Source organism: Streptomyces sp. NPDC089799 (genome assembly GCF_040684755.1).
GTDB lineage: Bacteria > Actinomycetota > Actinomycetes > Streptomycetales > Streptomycetaceae > Streptomyces.
In genome coordinates, this window is the sequence record NZ_JBFBGR010000043.1 from 1 (window position 1) to 17,441 (window position 17,441).

A 17,441-nucleotide genomic window follows, 5' to 3' on the forward strand; every position below is an offset into this window, starting at 1 on the left:
CTCGATCAGCGCGGTCCGGCCGAAGGCGGCCGGGTCGGTGACGGGCGAGGTGCGCAGCAGCGGCTTCGCGTCCGCGGCGATGGTGCCGGAGAGGCAGGTGCTGGGGCGACGCAGCAGCGCCACCACATCCTCGCCGAGGGACACGGGCACGGAGGATCTCCAAGAGGGCGGTTCACAGCGGTGGCCCGCCCACGGTAGCGAGCGGCTGCCCCCGGCCCTCTCATCTGCTTCCCGAAACGGGACCCGTCATCCGCGTGGCCGCATCCGGGGTGACAGCATGAGGTGATGATCCGCAACATGACCAGCGACACCATCGTCCTCCGTCGAGCCGAAAACAGCGATGCCCTCCCCGCAGCCGACGTATGGCTACGCTCCTTCGCCGCCGCGCTGCCCACGGTGCGCCGCGCCCATGAAGACACCGATGTCCGGGACTGGTTCGCACAAGTGCTCGTGCCCCACTACGAGACCTGGGTAGCGGCCGCACAGAACAGCGTGGTGGGAGTCATGGTGCTCCACGGCGCTGAGCTGCAACAGCTCTACCTCGATCCCGAATGGCGCGGCCGGGGACTGGGGGACCGCTTCATCGCCCTGGCCAAGGAACGCCGGCCGGACGGCTTGGCGCTGTGGACCTTCCAGGTAAACCAGCCGGCACACCGCTTCTACGAACGGCACGGCTTCATCGCGGTCGAGCGAACGGACGGCCGGTGCAACGAAGAGCAGGAGCCGGACGTCCGCTACACCTGGGCACCCCCGGAGCGGCGGCCAGTGGGGGATACGGGTTCCGCCCGCCGGCACGCCGGCAGCTGAGCCATCCGTCTGCGGACGGCTTGCCGGCCGATCGTGGACTCGCGGGCGTGGAAGCGATGTTCGAGCTGGGGACCATCAATGGCCCGTCCGGCACCCTGGTGCTCATGGACGGTGGTCCTCGGATGTGCCGTCGGAGAGTCTTTGAGACTTCGGCACGGGCTGCGGGTGGTGCCTGCTGAGCCGCGGAGAACATAAATGGATCGACAGTACCCCTCGGCACCCGGCACAGTGGCCACCCGTGACGAGCAGTGAACTGTGGACCCGCGCGACGGCCGACCGCTACGACGCCGAGGAAGCCGAAGCGTCCTCGGCTGCCGTTCTCGAACCAACGCTGGCCTTCCTCGCGGAGCTCGCCGGAGACGGCCGGGCGCTGGAGTTCGCCATCGGCACCGGACGGGTGGGAGTCCCGCTCCGGGAACGCGGTGTGCCGGTGGTGGGCATCGAACTGTCCGAGCACATGGCGGCGGTGCTGCGGCGCAAGGTCGACGAGGACGTGCTCCCGGTGGTCATCGGGGACATGGCCACCACGATCGTTCCCGGCGGGTTCACCCTGGTCTATCTCGTCTACAACACCATCACGAACCTGCTCACGCAGGACGAACAGGTCGAGTGCTTCCGCAACGCCGCACGGCATCTGGAGCCCGGCGGCCGGTTCGTCATCGAGCTGGGTGTGCCGCCGCTGCGGCTGCTGCCGCCCGGCCAGGTCGCGGTGCCGTTCGACGTCTCCCGGCAGCATCTCGGCTTCGACACCTTCGATCTGGTCGAGCAGCTGCTCGTCTCGCACCACTTCACCCGCGACGGCGACGGCGGGCACTACCGCCGCGAAAACTCCCGGCACCGGTACGCCTGGCCGGCGGAGCTCGACCTGATGGCGCGGATCGCCGGGCTCGAGCCGGAACGTCGCGTTGCGGACTGGGACGGGTCTCCGTTCACCCAGGACTCCGCGAAGCACGTCTCCGTGTGGCGCAAGCCGGTCTGAGGTCGGCCACCGGGCCGTCCACGTTGGCCGTGCCTGTCCTGAACTCCTGTCGGGAGTCCAGGCGTCGCCGGCAGATCAGTACGCATCCGAGGCCGTTCGCGTTGCGAAGGTTGGCCAGACCCGGTCGCTGCGCAAGGCGACCGGGGCGAGGGCTGCGAGCGGCGGTCAGCCGTCAAGCGTTATCCTACGGTCCGTCAGTGAACGGGTCCGGTCACGCCGTAGGGGCGGGCGGCTTCACCTGCGGGGGCGGTGCGGGGCACCCGGACGGCCTCCCCGGGTCCCGGCCGCGGGGATACCGGAATTGACAGTTGTCCTGCCAAGCACGCCGCCGCGACCGCTGCCCTGCTCGGTGCCGTTCTGGCCGCAGCCGCAGCCGCAGCCGCAGCCGCAGCCGCAGCCGCCCCCGCCGCGCCCGGCCGGGATCGGCCGGGTCCCCGACTCCGGTGCGTCTCAGCCCGCGGCCGGGCTGCCGAGCTCGGTGACCTCGACCCAGTTCACGGTCCCGTCCTCCACGCCGAGCTGGTTCCCCCAGTCGTCGACGGCGATCACGGCGTACATCACGGTCTCACCGTCTGCCTCACTGCCGTGGAGGAACGACACGGCGTCCTCGCCGAGGTACTCGACGCGGTGGGCGAGCCAGACGAAGCCGCCGTCGCCGTCGTCATACTTCTCGGCCTTGAAGACCTCGTACCGCTTGAGGTCGGGCTCCGTGTTCGGCGTCCACTCCAGGAACACGCCGTCCTGGCGCGGCGTCGCCTTCAGGCCGGAGACGGGCGCCGGGGCGACGAGGTCGCCGTCGGTGGTGGCGGAGGCGGACCCGGAGGCGGGGGACTTGTTGCCCGCTGCGTCCACGGCGACCACTGTGTAGCTGTACGTGGAGCCGTGTTCGACGGTCATGTCCGTGTACGTGCTGCTGCCCTGGACCCGGTCCTGGTACAGGTGACCGTTGCGGTGGAGCTGGTAGCGGGTGACGTCGGAGCCGGGCGAGGGGGTCCAGCTGACGACGATGCCGGTGCCCGCCTTGAACACGGCCGTCACCCCGCGCGGCGCCGCGGGAGCGGTGCGGTCCACGGTGGCGGCGGACACGTCGGTGCTGCCTGCGGACTCACGGCCGGCCTTGTCGACGGCCCGGACCTCGTAGAGGAAGGTCTGGCCCGTGGCGGGCGGTGCATCGCCGAAGGACCTGGAGGTGAGCAGAGCGCTGCCGCTGACCCTGGCCCACTGGGTGCTGCTCAGCCGGCGGTACACGCGGTAGCCGGCGAGGTCCATCTCCTTGTTGGCCGCCCAGCTCAGCGTGGTCTTCGCGGTCGTCCTGTCGTACGCGGCGGTGACACCGGTCGGGGTGAGCGGCGCGACCGTGTCGACCGTGGCCTCGGTGCGGGGGGCGTACGTGAACCGGGCGAGGGCTTGGCCGGTCCAGGCGACGTAGTCCACACGGATGGTGTGCGGGCCGGCCGGGATGTTCAGGTCGACCGTCTTGCGCGCGGTCGTGGAGACGTTCTTCCACAGGTCGATCCTGCGGACGCCGTCGACGTAGACGCGCATGCCGTCCTGGGTGGCCGCGGAGAAGCGGAAGGGACCGCCGGAACCGAAGTCCCGGGTGAGGGACCAGCGGACGGAGAAGTTGTCCTTGGGCAGGGTGACGCCGACCGGGTCGCCGTAGCCGTAGTCCTCGGCGATCGCGGTGTCGCAGGCGGTCAGCTTCGGCGTGCCGCTGAAGGAGGTGTTGGCGAAGTACCGGGCCGTCCAGGAGGTGGAGGCGCAGGTGGCGGCGGAGGCCGGGGTGGCGGTGATCAGGCCGCCGGCCGCGGCGAGGACGGCCGTCGCGGCCAGCGCGCCCAGCCGAGTGCGAGTTGTCACAGGTAGTGGGGGCCTTTCCGGACCAACGTGGAACACGTGAACTGCAGTGATGCTTGTGTGACTCACGAGGCGGGGTCAGGGTTGCCCCCTCACCTCTTCCCATTCGTTCCGTCAGGCGTCGAGGACCCGGCTCTCGCGCCGGAGGCCGACCACCGCGGTGAAGCCCGCCCGCCCGCTCCGCAGCCGGGCGGAGGCGTGGCCCGATGCCGCACCCCCGCACTCTGCTCACGCTTCCGGGTACGTCGGCGAGCCGTCCGGATCCAGCCCGTAGGGCCACTGCCGGTCGAAGGTGGAAAGAGACTGACCGGCGTCAGCCGCCTGCCGGTAGATCGTTTCGGCCCCTTCCCGGTCTCCGGCCTCCAGACGCTTCTCCGCCAGGCCCGCGAGGGAGTGGGTGTCTCCCGCATCGGCTGCCCGGTGGGCGAAGATCTCGGCACCCTCCCCGTCGCCGGCCTCCTCCCTCATCAGTACGAGCTCTCTGAGTGCCTGCGCTCCCGGGTCGAGGGCAGCGGTGACCCACGCGAAGGCGCCGTGGTCCTGGAGGGCACTGGTGGAGGCGGTGTCGGCAACCGGCCGGAGGAGGGCCTCGGCACCCTCGCGATCACCCAGGTGCCAGCGCAGCCGGGCCAGGGTGCACAGTGCGTGGACATGGCCGAGGTCCGCCACCTCCCGGGCGAGGGCCTGTGCACCGTCCCAGTCCCCTTCCTGACACAGCACTCCCACCAAGCGCTTCAGGGAAACGTGCTCGCCGGCATGGGCAGCGCGCAGGTAGAGCGCCGACGCCTCCTCCCAGTCGCCTGCTTCGTCCCGTATCCCTGCCAGGTGGACGACGGCCCCGGTGTCGCCGGCGTCAGCGGCCCGCCGGAGGGAGGCTTCGGCGCCTTCCCGGTCCCCGGCCATCTCCTGCATCAGCGCCAAGCGGTACAGCGCGTCGGTGAGGCCGGCGTCCGCAGCCCGGAGGTAGAGGGCTTCGGCGCCCTCCAGGTCGCCGGCGTGCCACCGCCCCTGCGCGATGTGGTGCAACGCCTCGATGTCACCGGCGTCTACGGCCCGCCGCAGGAGGGCCTCGGCGCCCTCTCGATCGCCGGCTCCTTCGCGCAGCAGCGCCGCACACTCCAGGCTGTGCCTGTCGCCGGCATCGGCAGCCCGGAGGTAGAGGGCTTCGGCCCCTGCCCGGTTCCCTGCCTCCTCCTTCATGCGCGCCAGCTTGTACATGGCGAAAGCACTGCCGGCCTCAGCGGCCCTTCGGTAGAGGACGGCGGCGTCTTCCTGGTCCCCCCTGTGCTCCAGCGTCTGAGCCAGGGAGTTCAGGACGCTGCTGTCGCCGGCCGCGAGGGCAGTTCGGTACAGGACAGCGGCACCGTCGTCGTCCCCCAGCTGCTCCCGCACCCGCGCCAGGCCGGGCAGGGCACCGGTGTCCCCGGCTTCGACGGCCCTTTGGTACAGGGCGGCGGCACCGTTGTGGTCCCCCTCTCGCTCTCGCTCCTGCGCCAGGACGGACATGGCGCGGGTGTCCCCGGCATCGGCGGCATGGCACCGAAGACGGTGAGCCCATTGCAGGCGGTGCCGGACCTCCGCGGCTCCGGCGAGATTGTTGAGACTGCTCCCGTCAGAGAGGTGAGCATCGGCGGCAGCCCAGAACGAATCGGGCGGGCACGCCCACTTACGGATGGTGCGGCCGTGCTGTTCGAGGAAATCCGCGAGCCGGAAGACGGGCCCGGCCGACGCCGCACGCGCAAGGTCCGGTTCCGCTCGGTCAGCCGATGGGAGATCCGCCGAACGAAGACGGACACGGAGCAGAGGAGCCTGCTTGCCGTACAACGAGCGGGCGAGATCGGCGTAGGCGGCCTCCGCCCAGTCGTCGGCGAGCCGGTCCCAGTCGTGATCGGTGATGTAGTCGGAAGCCGCCCGGGTGAGGAACGCCTGCGGGAGGTGGAGCCCGACGCCGAGGCGGCGGGCGTCCATCGCGGCCTCCAGCAACGCCCTTGCGGGCGGACCGGCGTGCTCGTGGCGACGCAGCAGCTCGGGGGCGCCGGCGAGGTCCTGGGTGACCCGGCCGGTGGCACGGGTGCGGACGAGGGCATCGGTGAGCAGCCGATCCCCGTCCTCGGCGATGCCTTCGGCGGTGCGGAGCGCGTGCGCGTCGAACGTGTCGGGGACGGTGAGGGTGCGTCCGGCGAGGATCTCGCGGGTCCGGCTGTGGGGATCGGGTTCGCGGGGGCCGGGGACGTACGCGTACTGGTCGGCGTACTCGGGCCACAAGGTGCCCAGGACCAGGACCGGTCCGCGCCCGGGCTCGGTGAGGAGGGTGTGCAGTGCGGCGGCGATGCGCTCGCCGGTCTGCGGGTCGTCGAGGTAGTGCTGGGCCTCGTTGAGCCACACCACCGTGAGGGGCGCGACCCGTTCGAGGTCGGCGAGAGCCGCTTCGGTCCGGGTCGGATCGTAGGGGTGCCACAACCGCCATCCGTCGGCGGCGAGCGGTTGTACGGCTTCCCAGCACGCCCGGGTCTTGCCGGTCGAGGACGAGCCGACCAGGACCACCATCCGGCTTCGGCCCTTCCTCGCCTCCTGCACGGCATCGGCCAGGACCACGTCGTGGCCGCGCCGCACGTAGCCGGGTAACACCCGTCCCGGTCCGGGGGAGCCGGAGCCGGGGCCGGCGGCGATCGCTGCGGGGATTCCTGCGACGACCCCCGCAGGGTGGACTTCCAGATCGTGCGGATCCCACTCGGTGATCAGCCTGCCCGGCCCGGGCGCGGGCGCCGGGCCGGGCACACCGACTGCCATCCGCCTCAGTTCCAGCAGTTCGCCGCGCGGCAGGCCCAGCGCGTCTGCCAGCGCGCCGAGTGTCGCCCCGCTCGGTACGGCCCCGCCGTTCTGGAAGGCCGCCTGGATGGTGCTGCGGCTCAGGTGCGTCCGGGCGACGAGCTGGAGTTTGGTCAGCCGCGCCTCCTCGAGCCCGTGCTCCAGCCGCTCGCGCAGCCGGATGAGCGCTTCATCAGGTGTCACAGGCTCCGCGCCCACACGCCCCCCTGCCCTTGCGTGTCCAACAGTGTCCAGCTTCATCCGGCCGGACCTTGGGCACCACCGTTTCGGCGAACTTGGTCACGCCACTTTCCTCACCGTTCCCGTCACGTCAGGGGAGATCGCCGTGAACCACATCGCCACCGTCCTGCTCACCGCCGCTCTGGTGGTCGTCGTCGCGTTCCTGGCGGCCGCCGCCGCGGGCGTGCTGGCCCGCCTCGACGGCGCCACCTACCCCGCCGCGCTCGTACGCGCCGGCGCCGCCTTCGCCGCCGCTCTCAGCCTCGCGGCCGTCTTCGGCAGCGTGCTCGCCCAGTTCCTGTCCTGAGCGGCTGCCGGCAGCGGCTCACCGCCCTGCCCACCGCCTTGCTCACCGCCTTGCCCACCGCCCCGCTCACCGCCCCGCTCACCGCTTCCCGGTCCCGGGCCGCGCCTCGCAGGTCAGGTCGTGCGCCGGGAGCCGCCCCGTGCGCAGGTAGGCGTTGACCCGCTCGTCGACACAGGTGTTGCCGTACTCCCCGTACAGGCCGTGCTGCCGGGCGCCGTCCACGGTGAGCAGCCGGGAGCTCGGCCACTGTTCGCGCATGCCCCGGGCGCCGGAGTAGAGGGTGCGGGGGTCGTCGGTCGCGGAGACGAGCAGGGCCGGCACGTCGTTGTCGAGCACGGTCGGTGCCTCGACCGGCCGGTCCCAGAACTCGCAGGGGGTGATGTTGTTGGCCAGCGGTCCGGCGAGGGGGAAGCGCTCACGGGAGTCCTGGACCGCACGCCGGTAGCTGCCGATGCCGCGCCGCTCGGCCACGTCACCGCAGATGATCGCGGTCATCTGGCTCGCGGGGGCCGAGCCCGCCCCGGTCAGCAGGAACTCCAGCTGCCCGGCGAGTGCTTCGGACGGCTCGACCGGCTGCCGGTCGGCGGCGCGCGCCAGGAGGCCGACGGTCGCGGCCAGGTCGGCGCGCCGCCCGTCCAGGTCGCTGCCGAGGCCGCCGATGAGGACGGCGGGCAGGACGTGCTCGTCCAGCAGGTACTCCTTCCCGATCCGCAGCGGGTGCTGCGCGGCGGCGTCGAGTATGTGCCGCACGGTAGCGAGGACCTCGGCGCGCGTGGCCCCCAGCCCGTAGGTGCCGTGCCGTGCGGCTGCCCACGCCGCCCAGGCGCGCAGGGACTCCTCGTTGGCGGCCTCGGCGCCGTGGAGGAGGGTCTGGTTGTAGGACTTCGGGGAGGCGACGCCGTCGAGCACCATGCGGTCGGTACGGCCGGGGAAGAGCTGCGTGTAGACCTCGCCGAGGTAGCTGCCGTAGGAGTAGCCCAGGTAGGAGAGGGCCCTGTCGCCGAGGGCGGCGCGGATGACGTCCATGTCGCGGGCGGTGTTGCGGGTGGTGACGTACGGCAGTACGTCGCCGTGGGCGCGCTTGCACCGCTCGGCCAGATCGCGCGCGACGCCGACCTCCCGGCGGAAGGCCGCAGGGCCGGCGCCCGCGGAGCGCATGGGAGCCGAACCGAGGTCCCAGCCGCAGTCGAGCGGGGTGCTCCGGCCGACGAAGCGCGGGTCCATGCCGATCAGGTCGTAGCGGGCGGCGACCTTTCCCATGACCTTCGATTTGGTCAGGGGCATGTGGAGGCTGGGCCCGGCCGGTCCGCCGTCGTTGAGCAGCAGCGGGCCGACGCGGTAGGCGGTGTCGGTGGCCTTCAGGCGGGATATGGCGACGGTGATGGTCCGGCCGCCGGGGGCGGCGTAGTCGAGCGGCACGGTGATGTCGGCGCAGTCGGCGCCGGCGGAATCCAGCGCCCGGCCGAGCTCGTCACCGGGGCCGAGGGCGCAGGGGTGCCAGTCGACGTGCTGGCCGTGGAAGCGGGCCAACGGGTCCGGGGCGGAGGCGGTGGTGGCCGGGACGGCGGCGGCAGGGAGGGCGGCGGCAGGGACGGCCGCAGCCGTCGTCGCGGTGGCGGCGAGCACCGTCACGCACGCCGCGAAGGCCTTGATGCGTCGGGAAGTCGGCATGCCCGCACCCTAGGAGCGCCGGACACCCCGGCACACTCCGGGAAGACCCCGGAACGGGGTGGGGTTATCCCCCACGAAGACACCGGGTCGATCGCGGCCGAGCCCTCTTCGACCACCAGCCGACGGTCCCCGCGGCCCGGCGCGGGGACGCGCGCCCTCCGTACCCCCGGCCGGACCGCCCCCACCGCCAGGGGCAGGACGGTGAAGCCCAGCACCAGGGGGTGGGAGCGGATCTCCGCGGCCACCACCAGGCCGCCGTCGCGCGGCTCGGCCGCGGCGAGACCGGCGGCGGCCGCCACCACGGTGGCGGTGAGGAGCAACACCACCGCCCACCGCCGCCGCGGGCCGTCATCCCGGGCATCCGGCCGTCCGTCACCGGTGGCGGCGGTCCCGCGTCAGAGAGGCGATCAGGGCGGATACGGCGGTGGTCGCAGCCAGACTTCCGACCAGGACCATGCCCACGCCGATGACGAAGAGGCCGCTGGAGTCGTCCGACCAGTCGTAGCCCGCTGCGGCGGTCAGGCCGGCCGTGGTGCCGAGCACGGCGGCCGCGACGTGGCCCCGGTACGCCGCCCAGCAGACCGGCGCCGGCAGCGTCAGCACCAGCCCGATCACCTGCCAGACCTCGTACGGGCCGCTGACCGAGCCGTCGGCGTGCACGTCGCGCTGCTGGTCCCAGCCCAGCCAGGCGGTCCATGCCGCAAGCGACACGAGGAACAGCAGGACGAACGGAACGGGTTTCAGCTCGGTGAGGCGCATGCGTCAAGACTCCGCTCCCGCCCCGCCAGGGAGCAGAGCACACGTACTCAACCGCGCCGTGAGCAGCCGGTCTCCTGACGATCCGGATCCGGCTGGAGTGCCAATCGTCGTCCTCGCCAACCCTTGTCGAACGTTCCGGTGCGTGCAGGACGGGCATTCGACGTAGGCGTACGGGTTGCGTCCGTCTTCGTACGGCGCATGCCTTTCGCCGCCGGCGAGCGATGCCTGACACATCTCGCAACGGCCACACCGGCGAACACACCTGCTTTGCCGGCGGTTCCAAGGCCGTTCAGTCGCTCGGCGATACGCCGCCGCAGGGGCGTTTTCCCCACACTGTCCGGTTCCGGCGGGGGAGGGGCTCCGTCGCCGCCGTCTCACACCGCGTACACGCCGGTCCCGCCCTTCAACGGTCTGTGTAATCTCCGGCCTGACACATCGCGCCAGGAGGGCAATCCATGACTCAGTCCGAGCCGAAGCCCGTCCCCCCGCCCGGTCTGCCCGGCAGACAGCTGGGAACGTCCTACTTCGGGTTCACCTCCCGCACTCGGCCGGAGCCCCCGGCCTGGGCCGGATACCTCGTCCGCGTCGGCCTCGCCCTCGCCGCCATCGGCATCGCGGCCTCTTTCGTGGACGGCTGGATACAGGGCTCGACCCTCTCCGACGAGGGCAAGGGCGATGGCTGGTGCATCATCGGCTCGGCCTCGCAGGATCCGCTGTTCGACATCGCGTGGCGGTGGGGCTGCTGGGCCGGCGCAGACGAGGAGGGCGGGACGAGCACCCCCGGGTACGACCCCTCCCCGACGGCCAACCCGAATCCGGGATCCGCGATTCCAGGGATCACCCCGTGAGCGACGGCAGCTCGTACGTCCAGGCGTCAGCCGCCTCCGCGACCGGCGGCGTCACCACCCGACCTGCCTGAGGGAGCCGGCGCGCGGCGCTCGCCCCCGCTGCCGGATCCGTCATGAACGCCGGTGTGCGGACCCCAGGTCCAGGGAGGACTTCGGGCTGCCGAGATCTCCGCGCCGGGGCCGTTCCTGGGAAGCCCGGTCCGGTCGAACCGGGGGCGGCCGGCCGGGGCCGGGACACATTGCTGCGGTGGGGGCGCTGTACCGAAGCTGTCCTTCGGTGTCGCTCGTTCGTGGGGCAGCGCTTCGACAGGCGCCCGGGCCTGCGGGTCCTGCGCTACGTTCAGCGCCATGGACATCCTGCGCGAGAAGATCAGCCACGGCTTCGATCTGCTGGACGCCGACGGCGACGGGGCCCTGACCGAGGCCGACCACGTCATCATGGGCGATCGGGCCGCCGACCAGCTCGGGTACGCCCGCGGCTCGGCCGAGCACATCCGCATGATCGACGCATACGTCGCAGTCTGGCGCGACCTGCACGCCCCGCACGTCGGCGGGTCGGATGGTCGCATGACCAAGCAGGAATTCGTCACCAGCACCCTCACCCTGGCCGCCGACCCGAAAGCCGCGGCCACCACCGTCGGCGCGCTCGCCCAGGCGTTCTTCGCCATCGCCGACGTCGACGGCGACGGCCAGGTCAGCCGGACCGAGTTCGACGCCTTCCAGCGCAGCCACTTCCCGGCGATCGGCCAAGCGGACCTGGACGCGGCGTTCGCCCACCTGGACCGCGACGGCGACGGCGCCCTCGACCCGGCCGAATTCGAGTCCGCCGTTGTCGAGTACTGGTCCAGCACCGACCCCACTGCCCCGGGCAACTGGTGGATGGGGCGGCCCGACGCCCGGGGTTGACACCCCCGTCGGGCAGGCTGGACACCCACAGCAGACCGGCGGCCCCGGCCTGCGTCCGGGTGGTCGGCGTCCGGCGGTGTACCGCACCGCCACCACGCCGCCCCCGGCAGCCCGAGCGCCCAGGCCCTCTGCCTCCTCGGCACCGGCACACGCCCGGCGCCCCAGTGCTCCACCCGGCCCTGACTGCCCCCGCTACCAGATCTGAACCCCCCACCCGGCCGCCTCGCCCCGGCAACCGCTCCGACGATCCGGTGATCGGAAAACGAAATGGCCTAGCCCCGGTTCAGGTCGGTGTACAGCAAGTGGTGGTCCGAGTACGGGCTGGGGCGGACGTGGTGCGTGCGCGGGGTGACGCCGCGCAGGAACACGTAGTCGAACTTGCTGTTCCAATCGGTGGTCGCCATGCAGGCATCTGCGGAGGAGGTCGAGGGGCTGCAGCCCGGGTCCGTGTCCGAGGCCAGGGCCCACATCGGGCCGAGTTCGGGCGCGTGCGGCACTGCGTTGAAGTCGCCGAGGACGATCGCATGGTCGTGACGGGCGACTTCCACGGCCAACACCTTCACTTGGCCGGCACGTACCTCTTCCTGCCTGCGCTGGGCGAGGTGGGTGTTGAAGACGCGGACGGGCCGCCCGCCCACCAGGGTGGTGACGGCCAGGTATCCGCGGTCCTCGGAGCCGCCGTCGGGGTATTCGACGCTCACCCGGTCCGTCATCGGCGCCGCCGAAAGGATCGCCTGGCCGAATCCGCCCGGCCGCCACGGCAGTCCCCCGCACCGGTTCCAGTTCCGCAGGACCATCCCGTACTCGACCCGGTAGACCAGGCCGTAGACCTCCTCCAGGTACGTGCGGATCTGCTCGACGTCACGTACGCACGCCTCCTGCAGGCCGATGACCTGCGGTGCGTACGTGGCGATCTCCGTCGCCCGGCCGAAGTTGTGCCTGCTCCCGCCACACGGATTACAGATGTTCCACGTCCCGACCCGGTCCGCCACGACCGCCTCGGCGGAGTCGGGCGCCGGCAGCCCGGCACGGGGAGCGCCACCGCTCGGTGCGCTGGGGCCCAGGAGCAGCACCATGCAGAGCGCGGCCATCGCGCCCGCGGCCCACCGCGTGCCTCTTCTCGGCACCGTCACCTCCCCGGAACGGATGCACATCATCACACAGTGCCGTCGACGCGCCACCGACCTGCTCCCCGGCCCCTCCCTCTCCACCCGGCATCAACACGGCGTGATCGGCAACCGGATCACCCCTGGGTCGGCGACGGCGTACAGCGCCCGCGTTGGCTCGGCGGCAGGTCTGCGCGGCTGCTGCGCAGGGCGGCCTGCGCGACGCAGTCGCGCACTGTGGCGATACCCAGCACGCCGTGCGTGGCACCGTGGAATTCGGGACGGTCCAACTTCCCCGAGACGATCACCGTCAGGCCCACGCCGATCCGTCCGGCCCCGAGTTCGGGGTCCACAGGTGTCAGTCAGCAGGCCCTGCTCCCGTGCGTACGCGCTGAGCGCTGTCGCCATCTGTGGCCGGCCCCAGACGGGGTACCGCCGTCGCCACAGCCCATCTCGGGCGTCCAGGATGCCCAGTCCACTCTCGGGACGGCGCCATGGGCAGAGCCCGGGGCGGCCACCAGGAGTTCCCGGCCAGTCAGCGCGGTGAACTGCTCCTCGCGGCGGGCCTGGGCGACAGGCCCTGGGGCGGACCCTACGGCCGGGCCGTCCCGTCAGGCACCGGTGTGGCCTGGTGGTAGTAGAGCCGGAACTCCCCGGCGGCGTCGCGGCGCCAGATCGACGAACGGCGGGCGCGCCGGTCCTCGATGCGGGTCTGGTAGGTGAGGTGAACGATTCCGGGGGCGAGGACCGTGCCCTCGAAGCGATCTGCGGTGATGGGGATGCTGTTCTCGGCGCCGCCGTGGAGCGTGGGCAGGGCGGCGACCATCTCCGTACGGGTCCACCGCCGCCCGGAGGCGCCGACCTCGATGAAGTCGGGGTCGAGGAGGGCTGCGGCGAGGGGGCCGGAGAGGCGGACGGAGGGGTCGTGGAGGCGGCGCTCCCGGACGATCGCCTCGGTGACGTCCGGATGCTGCGGGAGCGCCTCGGGCGGGTGCCGGTCGTTCTGGATCATGGCGACATGATGCCCGGTGGCAGCCGGCGCGCAAGCCGGCGACTTCACGAAGGCGTGGGCCCTTCGCCGTGCGGCATGGGCATACGCGGACATGCTCCCGCCCGGCAAGACCCGGAGGCAGCGCCGGCAGTTGGGGCTGTACAAGACAATGCTGCTCACTGCTCAGAAGACGAAGCGACGCAGGGATTGAGGGAACGTCATGTGCTGGCGGGCCAGGCCAGATCCGGGCCGGCCGGCTCTGTCCACAGCCGCGGCGGCTGGCCTGGTCGCGACTGCTCTTCGGCGGCCCGAACACGAGACGGGAGCGACGGGAGGCTTCCGACGTCACCACGGGGTTCAGGGAAGCCATCAGCGAGGCAGCGTGACGAGCCCCATCTCATAGGCGGTGATCACGAGCTGGACCCGGTCCCTGGCGCCCAGTTTGGTGAGCAGTCGTGACACGTGCGACTTGGCGGTGGCCACCGTGATGAAGAGGTCCTCCGCAATCTCGGTGTTCGAGCGGCCGCGTCCGACCAGGGTCAGCACCTCCCGTTCCCGTTCGGTGATGCCCTCGACCGGCCGTGGGGCGCGCTCCAGGGCAGCTTCGGGGCGCCCGACGAAGTCCGCGATCAGACGGCGCGTCACACCCGGCGCGATCAGTGCGTCTCCGCCGGCGACCACTCGGATCGCCGCGAGGATGTCGTCCAGCGCCATGTCCTTGACCACGAAGCCGCTCGCGCCGGCCCGGAGCGCGCCGTAGACGTGATCGTCTTCGTCGAAGGTGGTCAGGACGAGGACCCGGGTCGTTGCCGGGCCGGCCGTGATCAGGCGGGTGGCCTCGATCCCGTCCATGCCGGGCATCCGGATGTCCATCACCACCACGTCGGGGCTGACGTCCCTGACCAGCTGGACCGCCTCGGCGCCGGTGGAGGCCTCACCCACGACTTCCAGGTCGGGGTGATCGGCCATGAGTACGCGCAGACCGGACCGCACCAGCGGCTGGTCATCGGCAAGCACCACCCGGGCGGTCATCGGGCCTCCACAGGAACTCCGACGGGTGCGGGCAGCGGCAGCCTGGCCGCCACCCGGAAGCCGCCCCCGGGGCGCGGCCCGGCGCTGAGGTGACCGCCCAGCAGGCCGACCCGCTCCCGCATGCCCACGAGGCCGAAGCCATGGGCCGAGCCGTTCCCGGTGGTGCCGCGCCCGTCGTCGACGACCTCCACAGACAGCTCCTCGGCCCCGTAGTCGAGGGTCACCCGACAACGTCCGGTGCCCGCGTGGCGGACCACGTTGGTCAGCGCCTCCTGCACGATCCGGTAGGCGGAAAGGTCGATGTCGGCCGGCACCGGACGCTGCTCGCCGCTGCGGCGCACGTCGACGCGTACGCCCGCATCGGCCGTGGCGGCCGCCAGCCGTTCGACGTCTACCAGCCCCGGCGCGGGTGCGAGCGGTGACTGCTCCGAGGCGGTCGCGCCCCGGTCGGCCTGACGGAGCGACACCAGCGTGCGCCGAAGACCCGAAAGGGTCTCCCTGCTGGTTGCCTCGATGGCGCGCAGGGCCTCGCGTGCCTCCGCCGGCTGGGTCTGGATGACCCGGCCGGCCACACCGGCCTGGATGGCGATGATGCCGATGCTGTGCGCCACCATGTCGTGCAGCTCCCGTGCGATCCGCAGCCTTTCGGCGGTCACCGCCTCGGCCACCTCCTGCGCACGCAGCGCCGCTGCGTGCTCGCGACGCTCGCGACTCAGCAGACCCACCGTGCAGGATGCGGCCATCGCCAAGAAGGCGATCACGACGTTGACGGTCAGGTTGTCCCCGTGTGCGAAGACGCCGATGACCAGGAGTTGCACGGCGAATGATACGGCCACGGCGACGATCGAGGCTCGCCGAGTGCAGGTGGCGACGATGAAGCCCAGGACGAGGTCCGCCGCCAGAAACGACAGAAACTGGCCCTGATATCCCACCGACAGGTCCGCATGGACGGAGCTCGGAGTGCCCACCACCACGGCGGTGGATCCGAAGAGCGCCATTGCCAGAGCCAACAACGGCGTCCGTCGTGCCACGCCGATGAGCAGGCTCACGGCCAGCAGTGACCCGACACCGTGAACGGTGCCCGATGCCTGCGGCGCGCCCCCCACCAGCAGACCCTCCATGAGCAGGTAGGAGGCGCCCCCCGCCCAGGCCACGGCCTTCGTTCTCGTCATCGGCGGCGCGCCTCCCGCCGGGGAACAAGGCCGCGGTGCGCCACACGCACAGGCAACGGGATGATCGTTATGAGGTTCACGCCGCGAGACTAACCGGCCCACCGCCCGCGCGGCATTGGCCCCGGGACGTACGCCCACGGGCCAACCGGGCCGCGCGATTGCCGCCCACGGCCCCATGTCCGCACGGGGGTCGTCTCGGCAGTGTGGGTGCCGTGATCGAAGTCAACGAACTCAGCAAGCGCTACGGCAGCAAGACGGCCGTCGACCAGCTGTCCTTCACCGTGCGGCCGGGGCAGGTCACCGGATTCCTCGGCCCCAACGGAGCCGGCAAGTCCACCACCCTGCGGATGATCCTCGGCCTGGACGCGCCCACCAGCGGCTCCGCCACGGTCAGTGGCGTCTCCTTCCACCACCACGCACGCGGACTGCGGCACGTCGGGGCCCTCCTCGACGCCGGACAGGTCCACGGCGGCCGCAGCGCCGCCGCCCACCTGTCCGCCCTGGCCCGCAGCAACGGCATCCCGCGGCGCCGTGTGGACGAGGTGCTCCAGGAAGTGGGGCTGGCCGAGGCGGCGGGCCGCCGCATCGGCGGATTCTCCCTCGGCATGAAGCAGCGGCTGGGGATCGCCACCGCCCTGCTCGGCGACCCGCCCGTGCTCATGTTCGACGAGCCCATCAACGGCATGGACCCGGAGGGCGTGCTCTGGGTGCGCCGACTCTTCCGGCGCCTGGCCGCCGAGGGACGCACGGTCTTCCTCTCCAGCCACCTGATGTCGGAAATGGAGAACACCGCCGACCAGCTGGTAGTCATCGGCCGGGGCCGCCTCATCGCCGCCGAGTCGGTACGCACCTTCGCGGCCCGCGGCACCCGTCGCAGCGTCGTGGTCGGGACACCACAGGCCGCCGAGCTGGCAGCCGTGCTGACCGCGGCAGGCGCCACGGTCGAGCCGGAGGGCTCGGCAGGCGCCGAGAAACTCGCAGTGACCGGGCTCCCGGCGGACCGGATCGGAGCGCTCGCCTTCGAGAACCGTATCCGGCTGGACGAACTCACCACCCACACCGCCTCACTGGAGGCAGCCTTCATGGAACTCACCGCCGACAGCGTCGAATACCAGGCAGGACAGCCCTGATGACCACACTCGCCTCCGTCGCCCCGGCCGCCGGGCCACCTGCCCGCTTCCGCGATCTGCTCGCCTCAGAGTGGATCAAGATGCGGTCCCTGCGCTCCACCCTGTGGACGACCGCACTCACCGCCCTGTTCGTCATCGGGTCCTCTGCCGTGGCCACGCTCGCGGACAAGGCCGCCCGCTCCGGCCCCGCTGATTTCCTGCCCTATGACGCCTATCCGCCGGCCGGCTACTGGACCCTGATACTCGTCGCCGGCAGCACCGGCGCGCTGACCGTGGCGAGCGAGTACAGCAGCGGCCTGATCCGCACCACCACCGTGGCCGTCCCGGCCCGCGGCTCGGTGGTGCTGGCCAAAGCGGCCGTCACAGCCGCACTGTGGACCGTGGTCGGCACGGTCATCTCCATCGGTTCCTTCCTGGTCTCCCAGGCCATCCTCAGCGGGCGGCACGCCGGCGTCCCCCTCGCGCACCCCGGGGTCTTCCGGGCGCTGGTGGCATCCGCGCTGCTGGCCCCGGTCTGCGCACTGATCGGTCTGGGCCTCGGCGTCCTGCTCCGCCACAGCGCCGTGACCATGGTCGCCGGCGCCTTCACCCTGCTGATGCTGCCGCCCATGTTCTCGGAGAGCGATCGCTGGTCGGCGTACATCAACCACGCGATGGTGGCGGCCGCCTGGAAGCGCCTGGTCCAGAACTGGGAGCCGGGTCCCGGATCCTCGGGCTACACCGCCACAGTCCCCGGCTCCTGGATCGTGTACGCGCTCTGGCCGCTGGTTGCGGTCGCACTCGCCGTGCTCATCGTGAGGCGCCGCGACGTGTGAGCGTGCCTTCGGG

The 17,441-nt window shown here is 71.8% G+C and carries 16 protein-coding genes; 7 read left to right on the forward strand and 9 right to left on the reverse strand.

The window, feature by feature from the left end; translation table 11 throughout:
* Nucleotides 1-297: 297 nt before the first annotated feature.
* Both AB0O36_RS32265 and AB0O36_RS32270 read left to right on the forward strand, forming a co-directional pair.
* Entirely contained in the window at nt 298-807 is a 510-nt protein-coding gene (locus AB0O36_RS32265; RefSeq protein WP_365116375.1) for a GNAT family N-acetyltransferase, read from the forward strand.
* A 238-nt stretch (nt 808-1,045) separates the two neighbouring features.
* On the forward strand, nt 1,046-1,786 hold the full coding sequence (locus AB0O36_RS32270; RefSeq protein WP_365116378.1) for a class I SAM-dependent methyltransferase: 741 nt from the start codon (nt 1,046-1,048) through the stop codon (nt 1,784-1,786).
* A 450-nt stretch (nt 1,787-2,236) separates the two neighbouring features.
* Here the strand turns inward: AB0O36_RS32270 and AB0O36_RS32275 are convergent, their stop codons facing one another.
* Nucleotides 2,237-3,646, reverse strand: a complete 1,410-nt coding sequence (locus AB0O36_RS32275) for a fibronectin type III domain-containing protein (RefSeq protein ID WP_365116380.1) — start codon at nt 3,644-3,646, stop codon at nt 2,237-2,239.
* Nucleotides 3,647-3,871: 225 nt separating this feature from the next.
* Nucleotides 3,872-6,655 carry a hypothetical protein gene (locus AB0O36_RS32280; RefSeq protein WP_365116382.1) on the reverse strand — a complete coding sequence of 928 codons (2,784 nt, stop codon included), beginning with the start codon at nt 6,653-6,655 and terminating at the stop codon, nt 3,872-3,874.
* Between the two features lie 151 nt (nt 6,656-6,806).
* Here AB0O36_RS32280 and AB0O36_RS32285 point away from each other — a divergent pair, with 151 nt between their 5' ends.
* Nucleotides 6,807-6,998, forward strand: coding sequence for a hypothetical protein (locus AB0O36_RS32285; protein ID WP_365116501.1), 192 nt, complete (start codon nt 6,807-6,809; stop codon nt 6,996-6,998).
* 78 nt (nt 6,999-7,076) lie between these two features.
* Here the strand turns inward: AB0O36_RS32285 and AB0O36_RS32290 are convergent, their stop codons facing one another.
* Nucleotides 7,077-8,669: an alpha/beta hydrolase gene (locus tag AB0O36_RS32290; protein WP_365116384.1), complete on the reverse strand. Its 1,593-nt coding sequence runs from the start codon at nt 8,667-8,669 to the stop codon at nt 7,077-7,079.
* A gap of 372 nt (nt 8,670-9,041) precedes the next feature.
* Nucleotides 9,042-9,428: a hypothetical protein gene (locus AB0O36_RS32295; protein WP_365116385.1), complete on the reverse strand. Its 387-nt coding sequence runs from the start codon at nt 9,426-9,428 to the stop codon at nt 9,042-9,044.
* 455 nt (nt 9,429-9,883) lie between these two features.
* Here AB0O36_RS32295 and AB0O36_RS32300 point away from each other — a divergent pair, with 455 nt between their 5' ends.
* Both AB0O36_RS32300 and AB0O36_RS32305 read left to right on the forward strand, forming a co-directional pair.
* Nucleotides 9,884-10,276: a hypothetical protein gene (locus AB0O36_RS32300; protein WP_365116387.1), complete on the forward strand. Its 393-nt coding sequence runs from the start codon at nt 9,884-9,886 to the stop codon at nt 10,274-10,276.
* Nucleotides 10,277-10,624: 348 nt separating this feature from the next.
* A complete protein-coding gene (locus AB0O36_RS32305) occupies nt 10,625-11,182 on the forward strand; it encodes an EF-hand domain-containing protein (protein WP_365116389.1) in 558 nt (185 codons plus the stop codon).
* 272 nt (nt 11,183-11,454) lie between these two features.
* On the opposite strand, the gene AB0O36_RS32310 is transcribed toward AB0O36_RS32305, so the two are convergent.
* The 5 genes from AB0O36_RS32310 to AB0O36_RS32330 form a co-directional block, all read right to left on the reverse strand.
* Complete coding sequence (locus AB0O36_RS32310; RefSeq protein ID WP_365116504.1) at nt 11,455-12,273, reverse strand: endonuclease/exonuclease/phosphatase family protein; 819 nt, start codon at nt 12,271-12,273, stop codon at nt 11,455-11,457.
* A gap of 152 nt (nt 12,274-12,425) precedes the next feature.
* A complete protein-coding gene (locus AB0O36_RS32315; RefSeq protein WP_365116392.1) occupies nt 12,426-12,641 on the reverse strand; it encodes a hypothetical protein in 216 nt (71 codons plus the stop codon).
* Between the two features lie 239 nt (nt 12,642-12,880).
* Complete coding sequence (locus AB0O36_RS32320; RefSeq protein ID WP_365116394.1) at nt 12,881-13,300, reverse strand: nuclear transport factor 2 family protein; 420 nt, start codon at nt 13,298-13,300, stop codon at nt 12,881-12,883.
* Between the two features lie 348 nt (nt 13,301-13,648).
* Nucleotides 13,649-14,311, reverse strand: a complete 663-nt coding sequence (locus tag AB0O36_RS32325; protein WP_365116397.1) for a response regulator transcription factor — start codon at nt 14,309-14,311, stop codon at nt 13,649-13,651.
* Nucleotides 14,308-15,432: a sensor histidine kinase gene (locus AB0O36_RS32330; protein ID WP_365116400.1), complete on the reverse strand. Its 1,125-nt coding sequence runs from the start codon at nt 15,430-15,432 to the stop codon at nt 14,308-14,310. The genes AB0O36_RS32325 and AB0O36_RS32330 overlap by 4 nt, the downstream gene beginning before the upstream one ends.
* A 263-nt stretch (nt 15,433-15,695) precedes the next feature.
* Here AB0O36_RS32330 and AB0O36_RS32335 point away from each other — a divergent pair, with 263 nt between their 5' ends.
* Both AB0O36_RS32335 and AB0O36_RS32340 read left to right on the forward strand, forming a co-directional pair.
* Nucleotides 15,696-16,613, forward strand: coding sequence for an ATP-binding cassette domain-containing protein (locus AB0O36_RS32335; protein WP_365116403.1), 918 nt, complete (start codon nt 15,696-15,698; stop codon nt 16,611-16,613).
* Nucleotides 16,613-17,428, forward strand: coding sequence for an ABC transporter permease (locus AB0O36_RS32340; RefSeq protein ID WP_365116405.1), 816 nt, complete (start codon nt 16,613-16,615; stop codon nt 17,426-17,428). Before AB0O36_RS32335 ends, AB0O36_RS32340 begins: the two co-directional genes overlap by 1 nt.
* Nucleotides 17,429-17,441 lie beyond the last annotated feature (13 nt).